Here is a 21,384-nt window from a genome sequence, read left to right on the forward strand (position 1 = left end):
GAATAACAAAGGTCATTACCTAGAAGACCTAGGATAATTTACTAGCAGTTGTGGAATGTACCAAACTATAAAGAAATGGGTGAGTTTTATGTTACACTATCTTTCAAGGAGAGATGGACGTGGATATTTTTAATAAAGATCGCAACTTTATGATGGCCGCAATTGAAGAGGCAAATATTGCAGGTGCCCTTGGTGAAGTGCCAATTGGTGCCGTCGTTGTTTTTCAAGATAAGATTATCGCAAGAGCTCATAATTTAAGAGAAACTACTCAAAATGCAGTTACTCACGCTGAACTTCTCGCCATTCAAAAGGCTTGTGAAGCGATAGGAAGTTGGCGTTTAGAGGAAACTACATTATACGTGACATTGGAACCTTGCCCAATGTGTGCCGGTGCTATTTTACAATCTCGAATTCCCCGAGTTGTGTATGGGGCACGAGACTTAAAAGCTGGCTGTGTAGATTCATTGTATCGACTTCTGAACGATTCTCGATTTAACCACGAGTGTGAAGTAGCAGAAGGCATCTTAGCAGAAGAATGTGGACAATTACTTACAGATTTTTTCCGCGCGATACGGGAACGGAAAAAGGAGGAGAAACAGATGCGAAAACTCCTTGCTGAAAAAGAGATACTATAAAGAACCAATTCGCCATTGAATTGGCTTTTTTGTTGTTAATTTTCAAACTGTTCAGAATACATATAGTCTATATTACCTATTCCATTTTTAATACCTTTTTACTATTATTTATTAAACATATTCTATAATTCGACAGTAAAGGGGTTGAAAGAAATGGAAAACACTAACAAACTTAATAAACTGAAGAGTATTTTCTCAAAAAAGGAGATTTTCCAGCCTAATCAATTTTCAACTCAAAATGACCTTTTAAACTACTATGCCTCTTTAGCATTTTATCACCCTGATATTATTATCGTTTTTTCCCGGGATGGAGAGATGATTGCTGTAGATCATGCCAAAATCCAAATGTTAATTGGGAAAAGTATTTATGAATTGAAAGATATTAATGGGCATATTTCAAAAACAACCTATAAAACATTAAAATCTGCTTTCACGAAAACTTTAAAAGGCCAGCCTGAAAAGTTTGAAATTGAGGTTAAACACTTAGATCAACATAGTTTATTTCTAGTGATTACCTTTATTCCAATCAAAAACGAGGGGAACGTTGAAGGAGTTTATTTAATCGTTTCAAATGTAACAGAAAAAGTTACTTTAAGAAAAGAGCTATTACTTCGTGAAAAACATTTAAATAACGCCCAGAAAGTTGCACAAATTGGAAGTTGGGAATACCAAATTAAAGAAGACAAACTATATTGTTCGGATTATTTTTACCATCTCTACGGTTTAGATAAACAAGAATTCATGGGTATTAATACGCCACTTGAGTTAGTCCACCCAGATGACTATGATTTTGTAAAAAAAACAATAGAAGAAGCAATTAGGAACGGGAAAAATTTCTACATCCACTTCCGTATTTATCATGGGAAAAACCAAAGTATACGATTTTTAAAAGTTCATGCAGAAGTATATTTTGAAGACGGGAAACCTGTAAAAATAATTGGTATTACAAGAGATGTTTCCTACCAAACACAATTAGAAAATCAATTAATTGAACAAAATGACAACTATGAATATATTTTTGATAATTTAACATCAGGAATTTGGATGAGAGAGTCTATCGGAGGGGAATTTATTTTTGCCTCAAAGGGTTTAGAGGAAATTCTCGATATTCCTGTATCAAGGTTATATGAAAACTCTGAAATATGGTTCGACTTAATTCATCCAAATTATCATGAAGTATTAGAAAACAGCATGAGCCTTATTTCGGAAGGGAAAAGTATTCAAACAATCTATCGCCTCATTAGCGGCAAAGGCAAATCAAAATGGTTGTTAGAACAGGTTGTTCCTAGAATAAACGAACAAGCACAAGTTACGAATGTATTTGGTCTTGTTATCGATATTACACACGAAATGGAAATTGAGGAAAAGTTACATTACTTATCAAATCATGATTCTCTTACAGGACTCCCAAATCAGAGAGACCTCTATGAACGGATAGATATGTTATGTTTAAAGAAAGAGGAACCTTTCGTCATTTTCTATATGGATATTGATCGATTTAATGTTATTAACGATTCTCTTGGTTACTCAATCGGAGACGAAGCATTAAAAGCCATTGCAAAACGATTTGAAACACTTACTCCACAGGATGGTTACCTGGCTCGTTTGAGTAATAACAACTTCATTATGATATTAAAAAATTATCAAACTAAAAGAGATATTTATAAATTAGCAGAAAAAATAATCCATACAACTAAAACACCTTTAATGGTTCAAGAATACGAACTACATGTTTCAACTAGCATCGGTATAACATTCTTCCCGGAAGAAGGCATAAATAAGAAAACTCTTCTAGAAAATGCACATTCAGCACTTATCCAAGCTAAAAAACAAGGGAAAAGCACTTATCAATCATCTTCATATTTAACGGATATTTCCTCCTATAAAAAATACGTGTTAGATCGTGACATGCAAAAAGCTATTGCAAACGAGGAATTTGAATTATATTTCCAACCACAAGTTGAACCAGTTCGAGGGCAAATTTGTGGAGCTGAAGCATTAATTCGATGGAACCATAAAGAATGGGGATTAATTGCACCTGGAGAATTTATTCCGCTTGCTGAGGAAAATCATTTGATTAACTCTATTACTGATTGGGTTATCGTAAAAGTTTGTGCTTATTTAAAAGAGTGGAAAGAAGAAGGATTTACTCTCCAACCAATTTCAATCAATGTTCCTCCTATTCGTTTTATAAAAAAGGGGCTACTAGACTTCGTGAAATACCAGGTTGAATTATATGATATTCCTGCTTCCTTGTTAGAATTTGAAATTACAGAAAGCACCTTATTAAAGAGTGAAAAAAACGTTTTATCAACAATTGAGGGTTTAAAAGAACTTGGGGTAAAAATCGCGATTGATGACTTTGGAACAGGTTATGCTTCTTTAGATTCGTTACGCAATTTTAAGCCAGATACTATTAAGATTGACCGTGTTTTTATTAAAAATATCTCAGAAGACAATCCATTAGAAAAGGGGATTATTTCCTCTACACTTTTTTTAGGTAAATCTTTAGGAATGAAAGTAGTGGCTGAAGGTGTGGAAGAGCACCAACAGTTGAACTTTTTAAAACAAAACGAATGCGATGTTGTACAGGGCTATATTTATTCTAAACCTGTCCGGGTAGATACATTCAAAAAATTGCTAAGCACAGGTTATTTAAAAGCAGAGAAACGAAGAAAACAAGTTGTATTCGATGAAAGAAGGAAATATTATCGTTATCAATTTCCCTTCCCAATTGCCGGGGAAATGACCATTATTGAGATGAACGGGAATAAGGTGAATGTTGGATCAACTCCTATTTTAATTGAAAATATCAGCCTCGGCGGATTAAAGATCGTATCCAGTTTAAAACTCCCAGTAATCTCAACAATGAAATTCAATTTTAGATTTCAAATCCTAAATGAACAATTTGATACAGCTGGGATAATAAAATGGTACGAAGAAGATTCTTTAGACATTTTTTATTATGGCATAAGTATGGAGCTAAATAGAATAACAGAAGATCGATTAGCGTCTGTTATCAATAAATTAAGTGCATTCCATAAAAAGAATGAAAAGATTCCGGATACTAACTTTATTTATGAAGATGCACATACGTATTTACGGAAGAAGTTTTTATAAACTTATAGAGGCTTTACTTGGAAAAAATCTACTCGGAATGTTTTCGTGTGAGAATTAAATCCATGTAAAGCTTCTTTCGTTTCTCACCAATCAAACAAAGTAATATTATCAATTACAAGTATTTAGATATACATTTGTAATATTTATTTATCTAGTCATTTGTTTTTTTATAGCAAATGAAAAATTTTTATTATAGAAATACTTCTCCATTCATTTTAAAATTATCTAAAATATAATAATGGAGACTTACTATGAGAAAAATTAAATTGAAAGTTTATTTAAATGATGGTTCCTTTTTAACATTTGAAGTTCCTAGTAAAAATAACAATCATGAAATTTTTGAATATATTCTCGACTTTTTTATAGAACAAAATATCAAATTTCAGGAAGTATTAATGATTGAAAATGTATCGAACATCATTAATTAAGTAAAAAAACCACCCAAAATAGGATGGCTAAAATGCAGTAATATTTTCTATGCAGTAAACTATTTTACCTTCTCCACAAATTTTTCTAAACGGTCCATTCCATCTGTTAATACCTTAATAGGTTGTGCAAAGGAAAGTCGAATATAACCTTCACCTATAGGAGAAAAAGCACTTCCTGGTACAGTAGCAAGCCCTTGTTCTTTTAGTAACCTTACACAAAAGTCAAAGGATGGCATATTGAATTGTTTAATAGATGGGAAAATATAAAACGCTCCATCTGGTTTCACCACTTCTATACCCATATCCACTATTCGTTTGTATACATAATCGCGACGTACTTGATACTCTTTTTTCATTTCTTCCGGATCATTTAAACCGTTCATTAATGCTGCTAATGCTGCATATTGGCTAATACTCGTTGCACAGCTTATATAATAGCCGTTTAATTTTGTCATTTCTTTTGTGATATAACTAGGTGCTAATGTATACCCAATACGCCAACCCGTCATTGAATGGGACTTTGAAACACCATTAATAACGATTGTTTTTTCACGCATTCCTTCTAATGAGGCAATGGATTTATGGGTTTTATCATAAATTAGCTCACTATAGATTTCATCTGAAATAATAAATATTTCTTTATCTTTTAAAAGTGCTGCGATTTTTATTAGTTCTTGTTCTTCTATAATTGAACCAACTGGATTACAAGGCGATGGTAAAATAACACATCTTGTTTTTTCAGTTATGTTCTTTTTAATTAGCTCAGCTGTTAATACAAATTTCGACGATGTAGTATCTACTATTACTGGTGTTGCGCCACATAATTCAATTAATGGAATATACCCAGGATAAGCAGGACCTGATAATATTACTTCACATCCCTCTTCTAAAATTGCTCTTAATGCAATTGTTAATGCTCCCGACGCACCATGAGTTACAATAATTTCATCTTGTGGGTTATAAGTTAATTGATATTTGGATTCATAGAATTTTGAAATAGCCGTTCGTAAATCTAAAATTCCTGCATTGGGTGTATAGGATGTATAATTTTTATCAATCGCTTCTTTCGCCTTTTCCTTCACATGCTCAGGTGTTGGAAAATCAGGTTGACCAATTGTTAAATTAATCGCATTTGGATAATCGACCAGCATATTTGTAAACTTACGAATACCAGATAGTTCGATACTCTTTAAGTTTTTATATAATAAATGTTCCATATTGGTAACTCCTTTATTTTCATCTTGTTCTATTATAAAACAAAAATTAACACTGGGTTAAAATAAATAGCGACTCCTATTTCAAGGAGACGCCTGCAATTAGTTTAATAGAACGGATGATTCAATGATAAAGGATGCTTCCGTTTTTTTTGTAACCTCTTCTATTGTTACCCCGTCGGCTAACTCTACTAATCTCATACCTTCCTCTGTAAAATCAAACACAGCTAAATCTGTAATTAACCGATGAACGACCCCTTTTCCTGTTAACGGCAATGTGCAGGACTTTTTAATTTTTGACTCCCCATGCTTGGATACGTGCTCCATGATGACAACCACCCGTTTGGCACCAGCAACAAGGTCCATTGCGCCACCCATTCCTTTCACCATCTTCCCAGGAATCATCCAATTGGCTAAGTCACCTGATTCTGAAACTTCCATTCCTCCTAAAATAGCGAGATCAATATGCCCTCCACGAATCATGGCAAAGGAATCAGCGCTATTAAAAAAGGACCCTCCAGGAACAACCGTGACCGTTTCTTTCCCTGCATTAATTAAATCTGCATCTACTTCTGTTTCTGAAGGATACGGCCCTATCCCAAGTAAGCCATTTTCTGATTGTAATAGTACATTGATGTTAGAAGGTATTTCATTGGCAAGCAGTGTGGGCATACCAATTCCTAAATTTACATTCATTCCGTCCTTTATTTCCTTAACTGCCCTTTGAACAATCCGTTGTCTCGCATTCATTCTTAGCCCTCCTTACTTACCACTGTTAAACGTTCAATACGTTTTTCGTAATTTTTCCCAAGTACAACTCGTTGAACATAAATACTTGGTGTATGAATTTCATCAGGATTGAGCTCTCCCACTTCAACGATTTCTTCAACTTCAGCAATTGTGATTTTCCCTGCTGTTGCAGCAATTGGATTGAAATTTCGTGATGTCTTTCGGAAAACAAGGTTTCCTAATTTATCTGCTTTCCATGCTTTTACGAGGGCAAAATCTCCTACTATCGCTTTTTCAAGTAAGTATTCCTTGCCATCTAGGAAGCGAGTTTCTTTTCCTTCAGCGATTGGTGTTCCTACCCCAGTTGGCGTATAAAATGCAGGAATCCCAGCCCCTCCTGCCCGAATCCTTTCTGCTAGTGTCCCCTGTGGCGTTAGTTCCACTTCGATTTCACCATTTAGAAATTGCTGTTCAAAAATTTTATTTTCCCCTACATAGGAGGCGACGATTTTTTTAATTTGTTTATTTGCTAATAATAATCCTAGTCCCCAATCATCTACACCACAGTTATTGCTAACTATGTTTAAATTTTTCGTTCCTTTATTTTTTAGTGCTTCAATGCTTTTTTCAGGGATACCACACAAACCAAAACCACCTACGATTAATGTTGCACCGTCTTGAATATCAGAAATTGCTTCATCAAATGTATCCCACACTTTCCCCTTCATCCAAACAGCCCCCTAAGTATTCTTGTCCTATTAAAATATATGATTAAAAAGTTACTAATATTAGTCATTTTTCGTTATTATTCTTTTTCAATATTCCCATAATAAAAACTTTGCTCATTACATATTATTCAACTGAAAGCATTTAATTTGCTTTTAAATAAAACGAGAGGAGAGAATGTAACGATGAAATTTTTAACGAAAATCTCAAATACTATTATGGAAAAGCTTTTACCAGATCCGTATATTTTCGTTGCAATCTTAACTGTACTAGTTTTATTTTTAGGAGTTGTTTTAACAGATTCATCGCCGTTAGACATGGTTGTTTATTGGGGAGATGGCTTTTGGGGATTATTAGCGTTTACTATGCAAATGGTCATTGTTTTAGCTGCAGGACATGTACTAGCAAATAGTCCGATATTTAAGAAGTTCCTTTCCACCATTGCTAGTAAAATACAAAAGCCAAGTAGTGCAATAATTATTGTTACATTTGTTTCGCTCATTGCTTGTTGGATCAACTGGGGATTTGGGTTAGTAATTGGAGCGTTATTTGCAAAAGAAATTGCTCGCCATGTAAAAAAGGTTGATTACCGTTTATTAATTGCAAGTGCTTATTCTGGGTTTGTTGTTTGGCACGGAGGTTTAGCAGGCTCTATTCCTCTTTCTGTTGCAACAAATGGACATCCTTTTGCTGACATTATGGGTGTTGTTCCGACATCTGAAACAATTTTCACACCTTACAATTTATTTATCGCCCTTGTTATTGGATTTACACTGCCTTTCTTTAATCGCTGGATGATGCCAAAAGAAGATGATGTTGTTGAAGTTGACCCAGCCTTATTGAAAGAAGAAAAAGTTAGTTTTCCACCTGCTGAAAGAACGTTTGCTTCTTGGTCTGAAAGAAGTTCATTATTAACGATTTTAATTGGTCTTATTGGTCTTTCATATCTCATTTACCACTTCGCTACGAAAGGTTTTGCCCTTGATTTAAATATCGTTAATTCAATCTTTATCATACTTGGCATTATTCTCCACGGCTCTCCACAACGATTTTTAGCAGCTGCTCAGGAAGCGATTAAAACAACGAGTGGGATTGTGTTCCAGTTTCCGTTTTATGCAGGGATTATGGGCATGATGACAGCTTCCGGTTTAGCTATTGTCTTCTCTGAGTGGTTTATAGCTATTTCAAATGATTTTACATTCTATTTATTTACGTTTTATTCTGCTGGTCTCGTAAACTTCTTTGTTCCTTCAGGTGGAGGTCAATGGGCAGTGCAGGCGCCAATTATGTTAGAAGCAGCAGGGGCAATGGGGGCAGATTATGCTAAAACGGCAATGGCGATCGCATGGGGAGATGCATGGACAAATATGATTCAACCATTCTGGGCATTACCAGCACTTGCTATTGCAGGGTTGCGTGCAAAAGATATTATGGGATTTTGTTTATTTGTCCTCATATATACAGGTATTATTATTAGTATTGGCTTCTTATTTTTCTAAAATTAAAATTGAAAAAAAGACTTAGTCTGAGGCTAGGGCACTGAAAAAGTCGATTTTAATAAATTTTTATAATAAAAATACGCTCAGATCTTTTAGGAAGTGGGATTCACGAAGACTCCTACGGGAACAGCTTGAGCTGAAGACCCCGCAGGAGCTTGCGACGAGGAGGCTGAAGCCAAGCCCGTGGAAAGCGAAGTGAATCCCACCTTCTATTTAGAAGCAAATAATTACTATAAATTTTTATCGGTATTTAGTTTTTCAGTGGCTTCGTCTGAGGCTAAGTCTTTTTTTAGTAATCATTTATAGTGGTATGTGCTTTGTCTACGAGTATTTTGGATACTGTTGAACCACTCTTTGTCTTTCTCTTCCTGTGCTAGTGTATGTGTTATAGAATGTGAGCAATCTCTACATATCTTAGCATTACTAGTTATTCTTCCACAGCGTTCGCATGGTGCACCAAGGTTTGGAAACATCGTTTGTTTTAACTTTCCTGTTTTAACCCATTTATGAATCATTTCTTCGGGTACGCCGGTTTTCTCAACTAATTGATCATTATTTAATACTCGATTATTTTTTCTTAATAAGAAGTGATGTAATTCAGAGAAAATCTCCTCTTCCGTCACGTCAAGTCTCCCATTGATTCGTAAGTTCATATTAAAAATCCCCCTTAATAAATCATTACTCGATTATATCTTCTTTTAATTCTTCTTCACTTTTTGCTTCATTGGAGTATTTATAATCCTCCCAACGCTTTCGGGCATAGTTTCGATATTTATTCGAAACCTCACGCCCTGCAATAAGGCGAGAAAATCCTCTTTTCGCTTCTTCAATATCTCCAATTCGAAGGCTTAATTCGGCATTTAAATATTGTAGTCTTTCTTCTCCTTCTTTGTTGGAAGCAAAAGACTTTGCATATAACTCTCTTGCTGAGCGTAGGTAATGCATTTCTGATTCTTTATCTTCTTTTAGTCGGTATAGCCAAGCGATTTTCATTGCAAAGTTTGCCATAATTAAATCTTCTTCCATGGACGATCTTGCAACTAAATAAACCAATTTAAAACTTGCAATAGCTTCATCAATTGTTCGCTCTTTACATATGTCCATTGGTTTTTGTAACTGACTAATGTACATTTCTTTAATTAGTAGCATAAATGGCCCATATGTACGGGTAAGCGATTTATGGTAGGCATAACCGCAATTTGGGCAAACTGCTACTTCATATAGCAGTGGATTTAATCCCTCATAAATAGGCATAAAGTCTGTATCTTGTGAGACTACTTTAAAACGGCCCGGACGTACTTTGTAAGTGGTAAAGCTCTTTTTACAACAATTACACTCCACTTTGCTTTCGTAATAGTATAAATTAAATGCCATTCTAAACACCTCCTCACTATGAACGTACAGCTCCTTCATTAGAAGACTCCGTTCATAATTAAAGCCCTAAAAGTTGTTATTTTCTTATTGATAATTGAACAGGTTACTTTTATTAATGGCTCACTGCTTTTTAGTTTGAATATTAATAGTTTTATTATTTAGTAAATTACTGATATTATTTATCATATACTCATTACTAAGTACCTATTACCATTACCCTATTATAAAAAATTTTTACAAAGAATAAAAGTCCGCGCATTGATTCATTTTATGCAATCTTCAAAGCTATAAAACACGGTAATGTCGGCATTTTCTAGACTCAACAATAAGAAATTGCAATTTTAAGTATACTTTTTTGATGAAAAAAATTTTTTTCTTAACCTAAACCACAATTACTACTCAGTGTTAATACTTTTAGATTAATTGTTACACATTGAAGGCAACTTATTTACTAATCGCTATTTTAACATGATTAAAAGAAAAAAAGGTTAAATCTACCTAAAGTTTAGAAAAATTATAAGTCGAATTAAGGGGGTACGAATAGAGTGCATGGGTGCAAAGTAGTTACTATCACTCCCATAAAAACAAAAATGCTATAAAAGCTTGTGTAAACTCTTATAGCATTCCATTATTATTATATTACTTGTCCATTAAATTTGCTTCATGAATTCGGTAAAGGACTGTTACAAATTGTGCTCTAGTAATTGATTGTGTTAACGATTCATTGCCTGTTACATTTAACCCGTCTAAAATTTTGTTATCAAACAACCATTTTACGGATTCTTCCACAGTCATATCTTTGTTTGTAATGCTTTTTGAAATTAAAACCGCAGCTTCTTGAAGAGAAAGTTCGGCAAATGCACTTTCTTTCACAGGCAATCCTTTTTCTTTCGCAAGTGCATAAATATTTTTAATTGATTCATCCTTCAATGCTTCACCTAATGTGTAACGGAAGAATACCGTTAAGTATTGACTTTCATTTAAAGCATTATTTGGTTTTAGTAGATTTTCATTTTGATATCCTTTAATAATGCCTTCTTGAATCGCCCAAGTGAACGCTTGTGACCAATATTGGTTATCTTCATAATCTTTATATTGTGGTAAACCTACTTCTGGCTTCTCTTCAGGTTGTTCTTCAACAGCACCTGTTTTTACCCATTGGCCAATATCTGATATTAACTGTTCAGAAACATTTGCTGGAGCCATATAGTCTGCTGTAGATCCTGTTGCGTTTGGATTATCAGCAAGAAAATGGTGCATATTTGGATATAATTTATATGAAACGTTATCTCTTTCTTTCAGAGCGTCTTTCCATAACTCTAAGTGTGATGCAGGTACTTGGAAATCCTTACCACCTTGTACTACGAATAAAGGTACACTTTGTTTTTTGGAAACTTCAGGAGCTTCAATATCACGTAAATTATACCACCAATCAGTAAGACCCAATTGGAAATCAGTTGGTGATGGTGGGTTTTCTAAAGTATATTTTGGATCGTTAATTATTCCAATTTGTTCTTTCCAAAAGGCAACGGATGTTTCCAATGCTTCAATTTGTTCTTTAGGTGCATTCGCTTTTTTTGCTTTTTCTAAAGATTGTTCATTTTGCCACAGTAATAGATCTTGGAATTTGCCTGCTGGTCCAGCAACAACGATTCCACCTTTAATGTCCTTATTTTTATCATTTTCTAAGATTAATGGAAGTGCAAATCCACCTTGGCTATGTCCTAAAACATAAATATTTTTCGCATCAACTTCCGACATACTTTTTAAAGTGTCAACTGCATAATTTGCATCAAGTACTGACTCGTCTTGGATTGTAAATTTTGGGTTAGTACCTGTTTTAAATGGGTATACCTTTGTTCTTTTTTCGTATCTTAAAACAGCTATTCCATCATTTGCTAGTCCAACTGCTATGTCCCTAAATGGCTTATTTCCAAAGAAAGTCGAATCCATATCGTGAGGGCCAGAACCTTGAACTAGTACTACTACTGGAAATGGACCTTCACCTTTTGGTAGCGTTAAGACACCTGGTAACGGAAATTCCTTACTTCCAACAACAACTTCTTTTTCTGTATAATTTTCTGGATGATCATAACTTGGAGCTGAGTATGGATATGTAGGATAACCTATTGAAAAGTCATCAATTTTTCCATTTTTATCAAAGTTGAAATATAGTTCATAAGGGCTTACTTCACCAGTAATTGAAAAAGTGACTCTCGTATGAACTGAATTTTTTTTCACATCTTTAAGAGTAATTGACTTTGTTTTTCCAAAGTTCGCCGCATAACTATCATAAGTAGCTGCAATCATTTCCTTTGTTGCAGCAGCTTGAAGCTTTTCATTTAATAGTTTGTATGCATCTTCCCATTTACTTTCTGATGCAAGTTTAATAAATTCATTTGCCTTTGTTTCTAACTCAGCATTTGCATTATTTTCTTGAGCAAATGTTGGCGCTTGTATCGATATGCTTCCTGCAACCCCGACCACACCTACTGCACTAGCTAAAAATAACTTTTTATAAAACTTCTTCTTCATGTACATCCCCCTCTATTGGTCCCATTGTTCTATTATTTAATGATATAACAGGTCTAAAATAATTGGTATAATTTTCTTTAGTATTATATTATTTCCAACATATAAAAAGAGGATACTTGTTCTTACTAGAACAAATACCCTCTAATCATTTTATTATTTTACTGGTGCAATTACTTCTTTGCCACCCATATATGGTCTTAATACTTCAGGAATTAAAACGGATCCATCTTCTTGTTGGAAATTTTCTAAGAGTGCAGCAACTGTACGGCCGATTGCTAAGCCTGAACCATTTAATGTGTGTACGTATTCTGGTTTTGCCCCTTGTTCACGACGGAAACGGATATTTGCACGACGCGCTTGGAAATCTTCAAAGTTTGAACATGAAGAAATTTCACGATACATGTTTTGAGTTGGCATCCATACTTCTAGGTCATATTTTTTCGCAGCAGTGAATCCAAGATCTGCTGTACACATTAATAATTTACGATATGGTAAGCCTAATAATTGCAATACTTTCTCAGCATGGCCAGTTAGTTTTTCTAATTCATCGTAAGAATCTTCTGGTTTAACAAAGCGAACTAGCTCCACTTTGTTAAATTGGTGTTGGCGAATAAGACCGCGCGTATCACGACCAGCTGAGCCCGCCTCAGAACGGAAACAAGCACTATACGCTGCAAAGCCTTTTGGTAAAATATCACCATCAATAATTTCATCACGGAAGAAGTTTGTTACAGGTACTTCTGCAGTTGGAATCATAAAGTAATCTGTATCTGCTAACTTAAATACATCTTCTTCAAACTTTGGTAATTGACCTGTACCTGTTAAGCTATCACGATTTACGATAACAGGTGGTAGCATTTCTTCATAACCATGTTCTTCAGCATGTAAATCCATCATAAAGCTCATTAAAGCACGCTCAAGTCGAGCACCTAATCCACGATAAAATATAAAACGGCTTCCTGTAACTTTAGCAGCACGCTCAAAATCTACAATTTGCAAATCTGTTGCTAGATCCCAATGTGGCTTTGCTTCGAAATTAAAAGTTGGAAGCTCCCCCCACTGCATTACTTCAACATTATCATCTTCTGTTGTACCCACCGGAACAGACTCATGAGGAATGTTTGGCAGGCGCATCATCATATATTCAAATTTTTCTTCTACTTCACGAAGTTGTGTATCAAGTTCTTTAATTTCATCCCCAACTTGGCGCATACGTGCAATCACTTCATCAGCGTTTTCTTTATTACGTTTCATAATTGAAATTTGCTCAGATACTTTATTACGCTCTGCTTTTAACACTTCTGTTTTCGCAATTAATTCACGGCGTTTTGCGTCCAACTCTTCAAACTCATCTAAATTCCCTAAATCCTCATTACGAGTAAGTAGAATCCTTTTCACTTCATCAAAATTATCTCTAACACGTTTAATATCTAACACGGTAGTTCCTCCTTAATTTAATAATCGATAATAAAAAGTAATTCACTTATTATTCCTTCACTTTATCCCGCTAAAGGGTTAAAACATAAAAAAGCCCTCAATCCCATAAAGGGACGAGAGCTACCCGCGTTGCCACCCTAATTGATTAGAAATGATCTAATCCACTTATCAAATAACGGCTTTTCAACCGGCCAATGCCTACTACGAATTCAACTTGGCTACTCAAGGACGGATTCACAAGTGCCTTTATCAGCTTCCACCAACCGCCGACTCTCTTAAAAAAGCGTGCTTGCTACTACTTCCTATCATCGATTTTAACTATTGTGAAATTTAACTTTAGCGTACTATATGCCATTTAAATTTGCAAGTGTTTAGAAAAGTGGATGATGTACACTTAAATACATGCACTCTACTGGAATACACCTTTTTACTTTATACAATATGCATCACTTTTAGTATAATAATAATTGACCTTATAATTTCTACATATATCTTATAAATTAACATGGTCAGTTAGGAGTGACATTAATGGACATGCTCATTTTTGAACTTGAGAAAGATAGTCCGAAACCATTATACGAACAGCTTTATATTGGAATGAAAAATGCCATTATACATAAACAAATTGAAGTTGGAACAAAACTACCTTCCAAAAGAAAATTAGCTGAGTTTTTAAATATAAGTCAAACAACAATTGAAATCGCATATGGCCAATTACTTTCGGAAGGATTTATCGTCTCTAAACCTCGCGTTGGTTATTTTGTAGAGGAAATCGATGAACTGCCCTATGTTGAAAAAGACCAAATTGATGTGCCAATTGAATTAGATCATGGAAAATCCTATGAGCATAATTTTCATCCAGGTAAAATTGATCCTTCATTTCCATTTGCCACATGGAGGAAATATGCAAAAGAAATATTTGATAGTAGTTCAAGAGAGCTTCTACAAATTGGTGAGCCACAAGGGGAATATGTTTTACGTTCAGAAATTGCCAAGTATTTATACCAATCAAGAGGTATCGTATGTAAACCAGAACAAATTGTGATTGGTTCTGGGACGGAGCAATTATTACCAATGATTTTACGCTTAATTGAACATGATTCAAAATTTGCGTTAGAGAACCCTGGCTATTCTGCGATTCCCCGTATTCATTTAAAAAATAAAGCAATCCCAATCTCTGTAGATGACGATGGGCTTGTAGTAGATGAACTTGAGGAAACAGATGCAAATATTGTGTATATTACCCCTTCCCACCAGTTCCCTACAGGAGCAGTACTTTCTGCTGCAAGGAGGACGCAATTATTAAAGTGGGCATCTAAAGATACTAATCGTTATATTATTGAAGATGATTATGATAGCGAATTTCGTTATATTGGTAAACCAATTCCTGCTCTTCAAGGATTAGATCGAAATAATAAAGTCATTTATATGAGTACTTTCACGAAATCACTTATGCCTTCATTGCGTGTTGCTTATATCGTGCTTCCGAACACTCTTTTGCAAAAATATAAGGAAACGTTTAGTTATTATTCTTCAACTGTTCCAAGATTTGATCAGCACATTTTAGCTAACTTTATGAAAGATGGGCATTTTGCTAAACATCTAAACCGTATGCGGAAAATTTACCGAAAAAAACATGATAAATTAATTTATACAATCTCTACTTTTTATCCTAATGTGACCATTAAAGGTGACCACGCTGGAATGCATATTTTAATTTCAGTTCCTTTAAACGAAACAGAAAGTGAATTAAAGCAAAAAGCAAGTAATGCGAAAATTGCCGTATATCCTGTATCAGAATATCAAATAAAGCCCTTAAACTATCGCCAGCCGACATTTTTATTAGGATTTGGAGGCATACCATTTGAAAAAATCGACAAAGCTTTGCATCTATTAATGACATGTTGGGGAATTAAAAAAACTAGTGAGGAGAATTGATAGTTGTCTCTTCACTAGTTTTCTCTTTACTGATCTAATAGTTGAACATTATAATTTTCAAACCAACGATCAATTTGAATTAAATAAGCAAGCAATTGTGGACCAGCCATAAGCTGACCAAACCAAGGTACTTTAAACGAAGCCCCACCCGTTTGTAATAATTGATTTAGCTGCTCTTTGTCAAATAGCTCATGTAAAACAGACTCTTTGCTTCGAATAATATCCTTTAATAACATTTGAACTCCTTCTGTATATTTTGGATGGTATGTTTTTGGGTACGGATTTTTTTTGCGATATAATACTTCGTCAGGTAGCAATCCTTCTACTGCTTTTCGAAGTAGTCCTTTCTCCATTTTTCCCATATTTTTGATTTCCCAAGGAATATTCCAAGCATATTCAACAAGTCGGTGATCTGCAAATGGAACGCGTACTTCTAAGCTTCCTCCCATACTCATTCGATCTTTTCTTTCTAGTAAGGTTTGCATGAAGTAGCGCATATTTAAATAAAATAACTCTCTTTGTTTTGCGTCTTTTGAACTTTCTCCATCTAACTTTGGACAATCCTTTACTGCATCTTCAAAAGCATATTTCATAAATTCTTTTAATTGAAGACGTGATTGCCACTCTTTTCGTAAAAAGCCTTCCCTTTCATCAATGGAGCGAATCCATGGAAACTGATTATAATCTTGATGGAACCAAGGATATCCTCCGAAAATTTCATCTGCACACTCCCCTGATAGTGCAACTGTAAAATCCTTTTTTATAACACGACAAGCAATTAATAAAGAACTATCTATATCTACCATTCCAGGCATATCTCGAATCATCATTGCTTCTTCAAGTAAATCGACTAATTGTTGCTGTCCAATGATGATATCAAAATGCTTTGAATGGAAGCTTTCTGTCATTTTATTTATCCAGAAGCTATCTTGGGATGTTTGAAATTCATTTTTTTCAAAGAACTGTTCATTTCCCTCAAAGTCAATTGAATAGGTGTGTAAGGTACGTCCTTCTTTGTTATACGTGTTAGCAGCTATTGCTGTAATAATGCTCGAGTCTAAACCGCCTGATAAAAATGTACAAAGAGGTACGTCTGACACAAGCTGGCGATTAATTGCATCTGTTACTAAAAACCGTACATTCTCCACTGTTTCATCTAAAGTGTGTTCGTGTTTTTTACTTCTTACATTCCAATAACGCCACTTCTTTAATCCAGCTTTTGAAAACTTAAGTGCACAACCAGGCTCTAATTCTTCAATTCCTTTTAGGATGCCACTTCCTGGTACTCTTGATGGTCCTATACTTAAAAGTGCTGCCAAACCTTGTCGATCAATTTGAGGGGCAATATTGGGATGAGCTAAAATTGCTTTTACCTCGGAGCCAAAGATTAAACTTCCCTCATCTTGTGAAAAGAAAAATGGCTTTACCCCTAAACGATCCCGAAATGCATATAATGTTTCCTCATTCTCATCCCAAACCGCAAAAGCATAAATGCCATTTAAATAATTTACACATTGTTCTTTCCATTCAATAAAAGCAGTTAATAAAACCTCTGTATCTGATGATGTGGTAAAGCGATAACCACGTTGTTTAAGTTCTTGACGAATTTCCTCGGTATTATATAGCTCACCATTATAAACCATTGTATAGGATTGATTTTTATGGGTTTTGGACATCGGTTGTTTTCCACCCACTAAATCAATTACTGCTAATCTACGATGACCAAGTAGAGCATGTGTGCTGCACCACACATTCCCATCATCTGGCCCTCTCCTTTTTAACGTTTCTGTCATGCTGAATACAATACTTTTTTGATGTTTAATCTCTTGAGTGAAATCAATCCATCCGGTAATGCCGCACATATTTTCACGCTCCTTCACCCACTAGCTTATGAAAAATGTAGGCAAACTCATTTTGTCCCAGAAAAAAAAGAGTGTGACATAGTATAAATTTATACTAATGACACACTCATGTAAGATTTAAAATATTGCTATTAGATTAGAATAATCCACCCACAAAGCCTGTTATACCGCTCCACACATTACCGAAGAAGCTTCCAACGCCTTGGAAGAATAGAGAAATAGCACCTGCACGTTCAACATTTGAAGTAGTTACAATATCAGCTGAAAACTCAGCTCCATCAATAAAACCGAAGTCAGTTCCTTCAGTACGTTCTATTACTACTTTCCCTACAACTGTATCTTTTTTGACTTCTGCTTCAAGGGACTTTTTATCTAAAACTAATTTTGGCTTATATAAATCCTTTTCACTTGTTTTCACTACAAATGAAATTGGTTCTTTCACTGAGATTTCTACTTGATCTTCTTTTCCTTTAGTAACGTCAATTGTTTCATTACCTTTGAATACGTAGTTAGCTGGAATAATCTCTTGTTTTGAAAATTGACTAAATCCATAGTCGAATAATTTAGCAGCTGCATCGAAACGAGCTGTTTTATCGCTATCTGTGCCAGTAGAATCAACTGCATTCATAACAACTGTAATAAGGCGTGTTCCATTACGTACTGCAGTACCAGTGAAACATGATCCTGCAAGAAGTGTTGTACCTGTTTTTAGCCCATCTACACCTTCATATTCTGCAACTAATCCTGGTAGCATCCAGTTCCAGTTTGACATATTAATTGCATCTTCTGTACCTTCACGGAATGTCTTTTTTGGAATACTAGATGTTTCCAGTACATCTGGGTGATCTCTCAATAAATGATATGCAAGTTTCGCAACTGAACGAGCTGGCATAATATTTTCATCTTCTGGGCCTGTACCAGTCGGATGCATTCCAAATAAATCTGAGTTATTTAATCCTGTTGAGTTTACAAACTTATATCCTTCAAGACCTAGTTCTTCAGCTTTTTTATTCATTAGCTTTAAAAACTCAGTTTCCGTACCAGCAATTGTTTCTGCAATAGCTACTGTTGCAGCATTGGCAGAATAGATTGCCATTGCCTCATATAACTCACGAATTGTATATGTACCATCTGCGCGTAGAGGTACATTACTTAAAGCTCGGTTTTGTGACATTTTATATGTATACTCTGTAACACGATACTCTTGGTCCCACTTAATTGAACCTTCTTTAATTGCGTCTAACAGGATATATTCTGTCATCATTTTCGACATACTTGCTATTCCTAAAGATGTATCTGCATTTTGCTCGTATAAAATTTTTCCTGTATCTGCATCTATTAAAATTGCAGCATCGACAGTTAACCCTAAATCTGTTTCAGCAGCGCTTGTACTAACCGGCGAAGTAACAAACATACTAAACAACAGCATAGGGATAATCATTAGACTAAACAAAGATGTTTTCCTTGTTGTTGTTTTCACTAATAATACCTCCAACTATTTATTTATTTCCCTTCCGCCATTTTATCATAGAACGTGTAAGATTAGTGTTACATTCAGATAAAAAAAGCACTCTTCCAACATCTACTAAAGACGTTGAAAGAGTGTTTATGGTTGCAATTACTTATGATATAGAATAGTTTGGTGCTTCTTTTGTAATTTGAACATCATGCGGGTGTGATTCACGTAACCCTGCACCTGTCATACGTACGAATTGAGAATTTTCACGAAGGTACTCAAGAGTTGGTGATCCGCAATAACCCATACCTGCACGAATACCACCAACAAGTTGGTCAATTGTATCTGCTAATGGCCCTTTGTAAGGTAGACGTCCTTCGATGCCTTCAGGTACTAATTTTTTCGCATCTTCTTGGAAGTAACGGTCTTTTGAGCCTTGTTCCATCGCACCTAATGATCCCATACCACGGTATACTTTGAAGCGACGACCTTGGAAGATTTCAGTATCCCCAGGCGATTCAGAAGTACCGGCTAATAGTGAACCAAGCATTACTACATGTCCACCAGCTGCAAGAGCTTTTACGATATCACCTGAATATTTTATTCCACCATCAGCAATAATTGTTTTGCCCATTTCACGAGCAACTGTTGCACAATCATAAATTGCAGTAATTTGAGGTACACCAACACCAGCTACGACACGTGTTGTACAAATTGAACCAGGACCAATACCTACTTTCACTACGTCTGCACCTGCTTCAAATAAAGCGCGTGTACCTTCGCCTGTTGCCACGTTACCTGCAATGATTTCAAGATTAGGGAATTCGTTACGGATATGTCTAACTGTATCTAGCACACCTTGTGAATGACCATGTGCTGTATCGATAACGATAATGTCTACTTGTGCTTCCACTAGTTTTGCTACACGTTGCATAGTATCTGTAGAAACACCTACTGCAGCTCCTACTAATAAACGTCCAAGTTCATCCTTAGCAGCATTTGGGAATTCGATTACTTTTTCAATATCTTTAATTGTAATTAACCCTGTTAATTTTCCACTTTCATCAACAATCGGTAACTTCTCGATTTTATATTGTTGTAATATTTTCTCTGCTTCCTCTAAAGTTGTCCCTTCAGGAGCAGTAATTAATTCTTCTTTTGTCATTACATCATCAATTTTTAAAGAATAGTCAGAAATAAAACGTAAATCGCGGTTTGTAATGATACCTACTAACGTTTGATCTTCTTCGTTGTTTACGATTGGCACACCCGAAATGCGATATTTTCCCATTAAATGTTCTGCATCAAATACTTGATGAGATGGTGTTAAGAAAAATGGGTTCGTAATTACACCATTTTCAGATCGCTTAACTTTTTCAACTTCTTCAGCTTGTTCTTCAATGCTCATATTTTTATGAATAATTCCAATTCCACCTTGACGAGCCATTGCGATTGCCATTTTTGATTCTGTTACTGTGTCCATACCTGCACTTATAATAGGTATGTTTAGTTTTATCTTCGGCGTTAATTGAGTAGATAAATCAACAGTTTTAGGTAAAACCTCAGAATGAGCTGGTATTAATAATACATCATCAAACGTTAAGCCTTCTTTGGCAAATTTCGTTTCCCACATTTCGTAAATGCCTCCTGTTTCTAAAAGAATATTAATTGTAAGATTATCAACATGACTTAGAAGTGTCAAGATTCACAAAAAAGAAAAATAATTCCGATTATTCCATTAAATCAAGAAAGTACAAACATTTATTAAATCCTTCTCCTGCAATTTTTTCACTATAATTTTTCAATTACCTTTACTTTACCTCTTTTACACTAAATTTATATAATCAGTGGGTTAATTCTTAAAGGGATATTTGTGGTATATTACCAATAAGTTCGTTTTAATATTTTAACTACTATATAGATATTGTATCTTGCAGCTTTTAAGTTATTTTATGTTCCTATAAAATATAGATTTGTTGTTTGAGGGGGAAATTTAAGGGACACCTTTGGCTGTTGATATGCTAACAAACCTATTTAACTCTTCAAATATATATGGCATTCACATCTTGGTGCCAATTTTGTAGTAGATTATATCTTACCCTCTAAGTGGAAGCTTTATTATTGCATAAAAAAAAACACCCATAGATTTTAGTGGTGTTTTTTTGCCTAGCAACGTCCTACTCTCACAGGGGGAAGCCCCCAACTACCATCGGCGCTAAAGAGCTTAACTTCCGTGTTCGGTATGGGAACGGGTGTGACCTCTTTGCCATTATCACTAGACCACATATTTAGTTGAAAGATGCTTGTTCTCTCAAAACTGGATAAAGACATTGACATACAAACTTCAAGCTAAAATTGGTTAAGTCCTCGATCGATTAGTATTCGTCAGCTCCATGTGTCACCACACTTCCACCTCGAACCTATCTACCTC

Annotated in this window: 15 protein-coding genes, 1 rRNA gene and 1 other annotated feature; of the genes, 5 read left to right on the forward strand and 11 right to left on the reverse strand. The window is 35.0% G+C overall.

Features of this window, described 5'->3' with window-relative positions; translation table 11 throughout:
• The first annotated feature begins 119 nt into the window (after window positions 1–119).
• From tadA to CRO00_RS20240, 3 genes are all read left to right on the forward strand, one after another.
• Window positions 120–635, forward strand: coding sequence for a tRNA adenosine(34) deaminase TadA (gene tadA / locus CRO00_RS18930; RefSeq protein WP_202615710.1), 516 nt, complete (start codon window positions 120–122; stop codon window positions 633–635).
• Window positions 636–788: 153 nt separating this feature from the next.
• Window positions 789–3,755: an EAL domain-containing protein gene (locus CRO00_RS18935; protein ID WP_097075239.1), complete on the forward strand. Its 2,967-nt coding sequence runs from the start codon at window positions 789–791 to the stop codon at window positions 3,753–3,755.
• A gap of 251 nt (window positions 3,756–4,006) precedes the next feature.
• Window positions 4,007–4,183: a hypothetical protein gene (locus CRO00_RS20240; RefSeq protein ID WP_161946749.1), complete on the forward strand. Its 177-nt coding sequence runs from the start codon at window positions 4,007–4,009 to the stop codon at window positions 4,181–4,183.
• Window positions 4,184–4,242: 59 nt separating this feature from the next.
• Here CRO00_RS20240 and CRO00_RS18940 read toward each other — a convergent pair whose 3' ends face one another.
• The 3 genes from CRO00_RS18940 to CRO00_RS18950 all read right to left on the reverse strand — a co-directional run bounded on the left by CRO00_RS18940 (window position 4,243) and on the right by CRO00_RS18950 (window position 6,854).
• Complete coding sequence (locus CRO00_RS18940) at window positions 4,243–5,400, reverse strand: aminotransferase A (RefSeq protein WP_097075240.1); 1,158 nt, start codon at window positions 5,398–5,400, stop codon at window positions 4,243–4,245.
• Between the two features lie 99 nt (window positions 5,401–5,499).
• Window positions 5,500–6,147 (reverse strand): 3-oxoacid CoA-transferase subunit B, encoded by a 648-nt coding sequence (locus CRO00_RS18945; protein WP_097075241.1) that lies wholly within the window; start codon window positions 6,145–6,147, stop codon window positions 5,500–5,502.
• 2 nt (window positions 6,148–6,149) lie between these two features.
• Entirely contained in the window at window positions 6,150–6,854 is a 705-nt protein-coding gene (locus tag CRO00_RS18950; RefSeq protein ID WP_097075242.1) for a CoA transferase subunit A, read from the reverse strand.
• Window positions 6,855–7,037: 183 nt separating this feature from the next.
• Between CRO00_RS18950 and CRO00_RS18955 the strand changes: the two genes are divergently transcribed.
• Window positions 7,038–8,351 carry a short-chain fatty acid transporter gene (locus tag CRO00_RS18955; RefSeq protein WP_097075243.1) on the forward strand — a complete coding sequence of 438 codons (1,314 nt, stop codon included), beginning with the start codon at window positions 7,038–7,040 and terminating at the stop codon, window positions 8,349–8,351.
• A 296-nt stretch (window positions 8,352–8,647) separates the two neighbouring features.
• On the opposite strand, the gene CRO00_RS18960 is transcribed toward CRO00_RS18955, so the two are convergent.
• The 4 genes from CRO00_RS18960 to serS form a co-directional block, all read right to left on the reverse strand.
• On the reverse strand, window positions 8,648–9,004 hold the full coding sequence (locus tag CRO00_RS18960; RefSeq protein ID WP_097075244.1) for a hypothetical protein: 357 nt from the start codon (window positions 9,002–9,004) through the stop codon (window positions 8,648–8,650).
• Between the two features lie 25 nt (window positions 9,005–9,029).
• The gene (locus CRO00_RS18965) at window positions 9,030–9,725 is read right to left on the reverse strand and encodes a DUF2225 domain-containing protein (protein ID WP_097075245.1); all 696 of its coding nucleotides are present in this window, start codon (window positions 9,723–9,725) and stop codon (window positions 9,030–9,032) included.
• A gap of 639 nt (window positions 9,726–10,364) precedes the next feature.
• The gene (locus tag CRO00_RS18970; protein WP_161946750.1) at window positions 10,365–12,260 is read right to left on the reverse strand and encodes an alpha/beta hydrolase; all 1,896 of its coding nucleotides are present in this window, start codon (window positions 12,258–12,260) and stop codon (window positions 10,365–10,367) included.
• A gap of 153 nt (window positions 12,261–12,413) precedes the next feature.
• Window positions 12,414–13,697 carry a serine--tRNA ligase gene (serS, locus tag CRO00_RS18975; RefSeq protein ID WP_097075247.1) on the reverse strand — a complete coding sequence of 428 codons (1,284 nt, stop codon included), beginning with the start codon at window positions 13,695–13,697 and terminating at the stop codon, window positions 12,414–12,416.
• 106 nt (window positions 13,698–13,803) lie between these two features.
• Window positions 13,804–14,015: a binding site (T-box leader), on the reverse strand.
• A gap of 210 nt (window positions 14,016–14,225) precedes the next feature.
• On the opposite strand from serS, the gene pdxR reads away from it, so the two are divergent.
• Window positions 14,226–15,635, forward strand: coding sequence for a MocR-like pyridoxine biosynthesis transcription factor PdxR (gene pdxR, locus CRO00_RS18980; RefSeq protein WP_202615711.1), 1,410 nt, complete (start codon window positions 14,226–14,228; stop codon window positions 15,633–15,635).
• Between the two features lie 26 nt (window positions 15,636–15,661).
• Here the strand turns inward: pdxR and asnB are convergent, their stop codons facing one another.
• The 4 genes from asnB to rrf form a co-directional block, all read right to left on the reverse strand.
• Window positions 15,662–17,497: an asparagine synthase (glutamine-hydrolyzing) gene (gene asnB, locus CRO00_RS18985; RefSeq protein WP_097075248.1), complete on the reverse strand. Its 1,836-nt coding sequence runs from the start codon at window positions 17,495–17,497 to the stop codon at window positions 15,662–15,664.
• Between the two features lie 136 nt (window positions 17,498–17,633).
• Entirely contained in the window at window positions 17,634–18,938 is a 1,305-nt protein-coding gene (locus CRO00_RS18990) for a D-alanyl-D-alanine carboxypeptidase family protein (RefSeq protein ID WP_097075253.1), read from the reverse strand.
• A 181-nt stretch (window positions 18,939–19,119) separates the two neighbouring features.
• Entirely contained in the window at window positions 19,120–20,586 is a 1,467-nt protein-coding gene (guaB, locus tag CRO00_RS18995; protein ID WP_097075249.1) for an IMP dehydrogenase, read from the reverse strand.
• Between the two features lie 531 nt (window positions 20,587–21,117).
• Window positions 21,118–21,233, reverse strand: a 5S ribosomal RNA gene (gene rrf / locus CRO00_RS19000).
• Window positions 21,234–21,384 lie beyond the last annotated feature (151 nt).

It is taken from the genome of Ureibacillus xyleni, from assembly GCF_900217795.1.
GTDB classification, from domain to species: Bacteria; Bacillota; Bacilli; order Bacillales_A; family Planococcaceae; genus Ureibacillus; species Ureibacillus xyleni.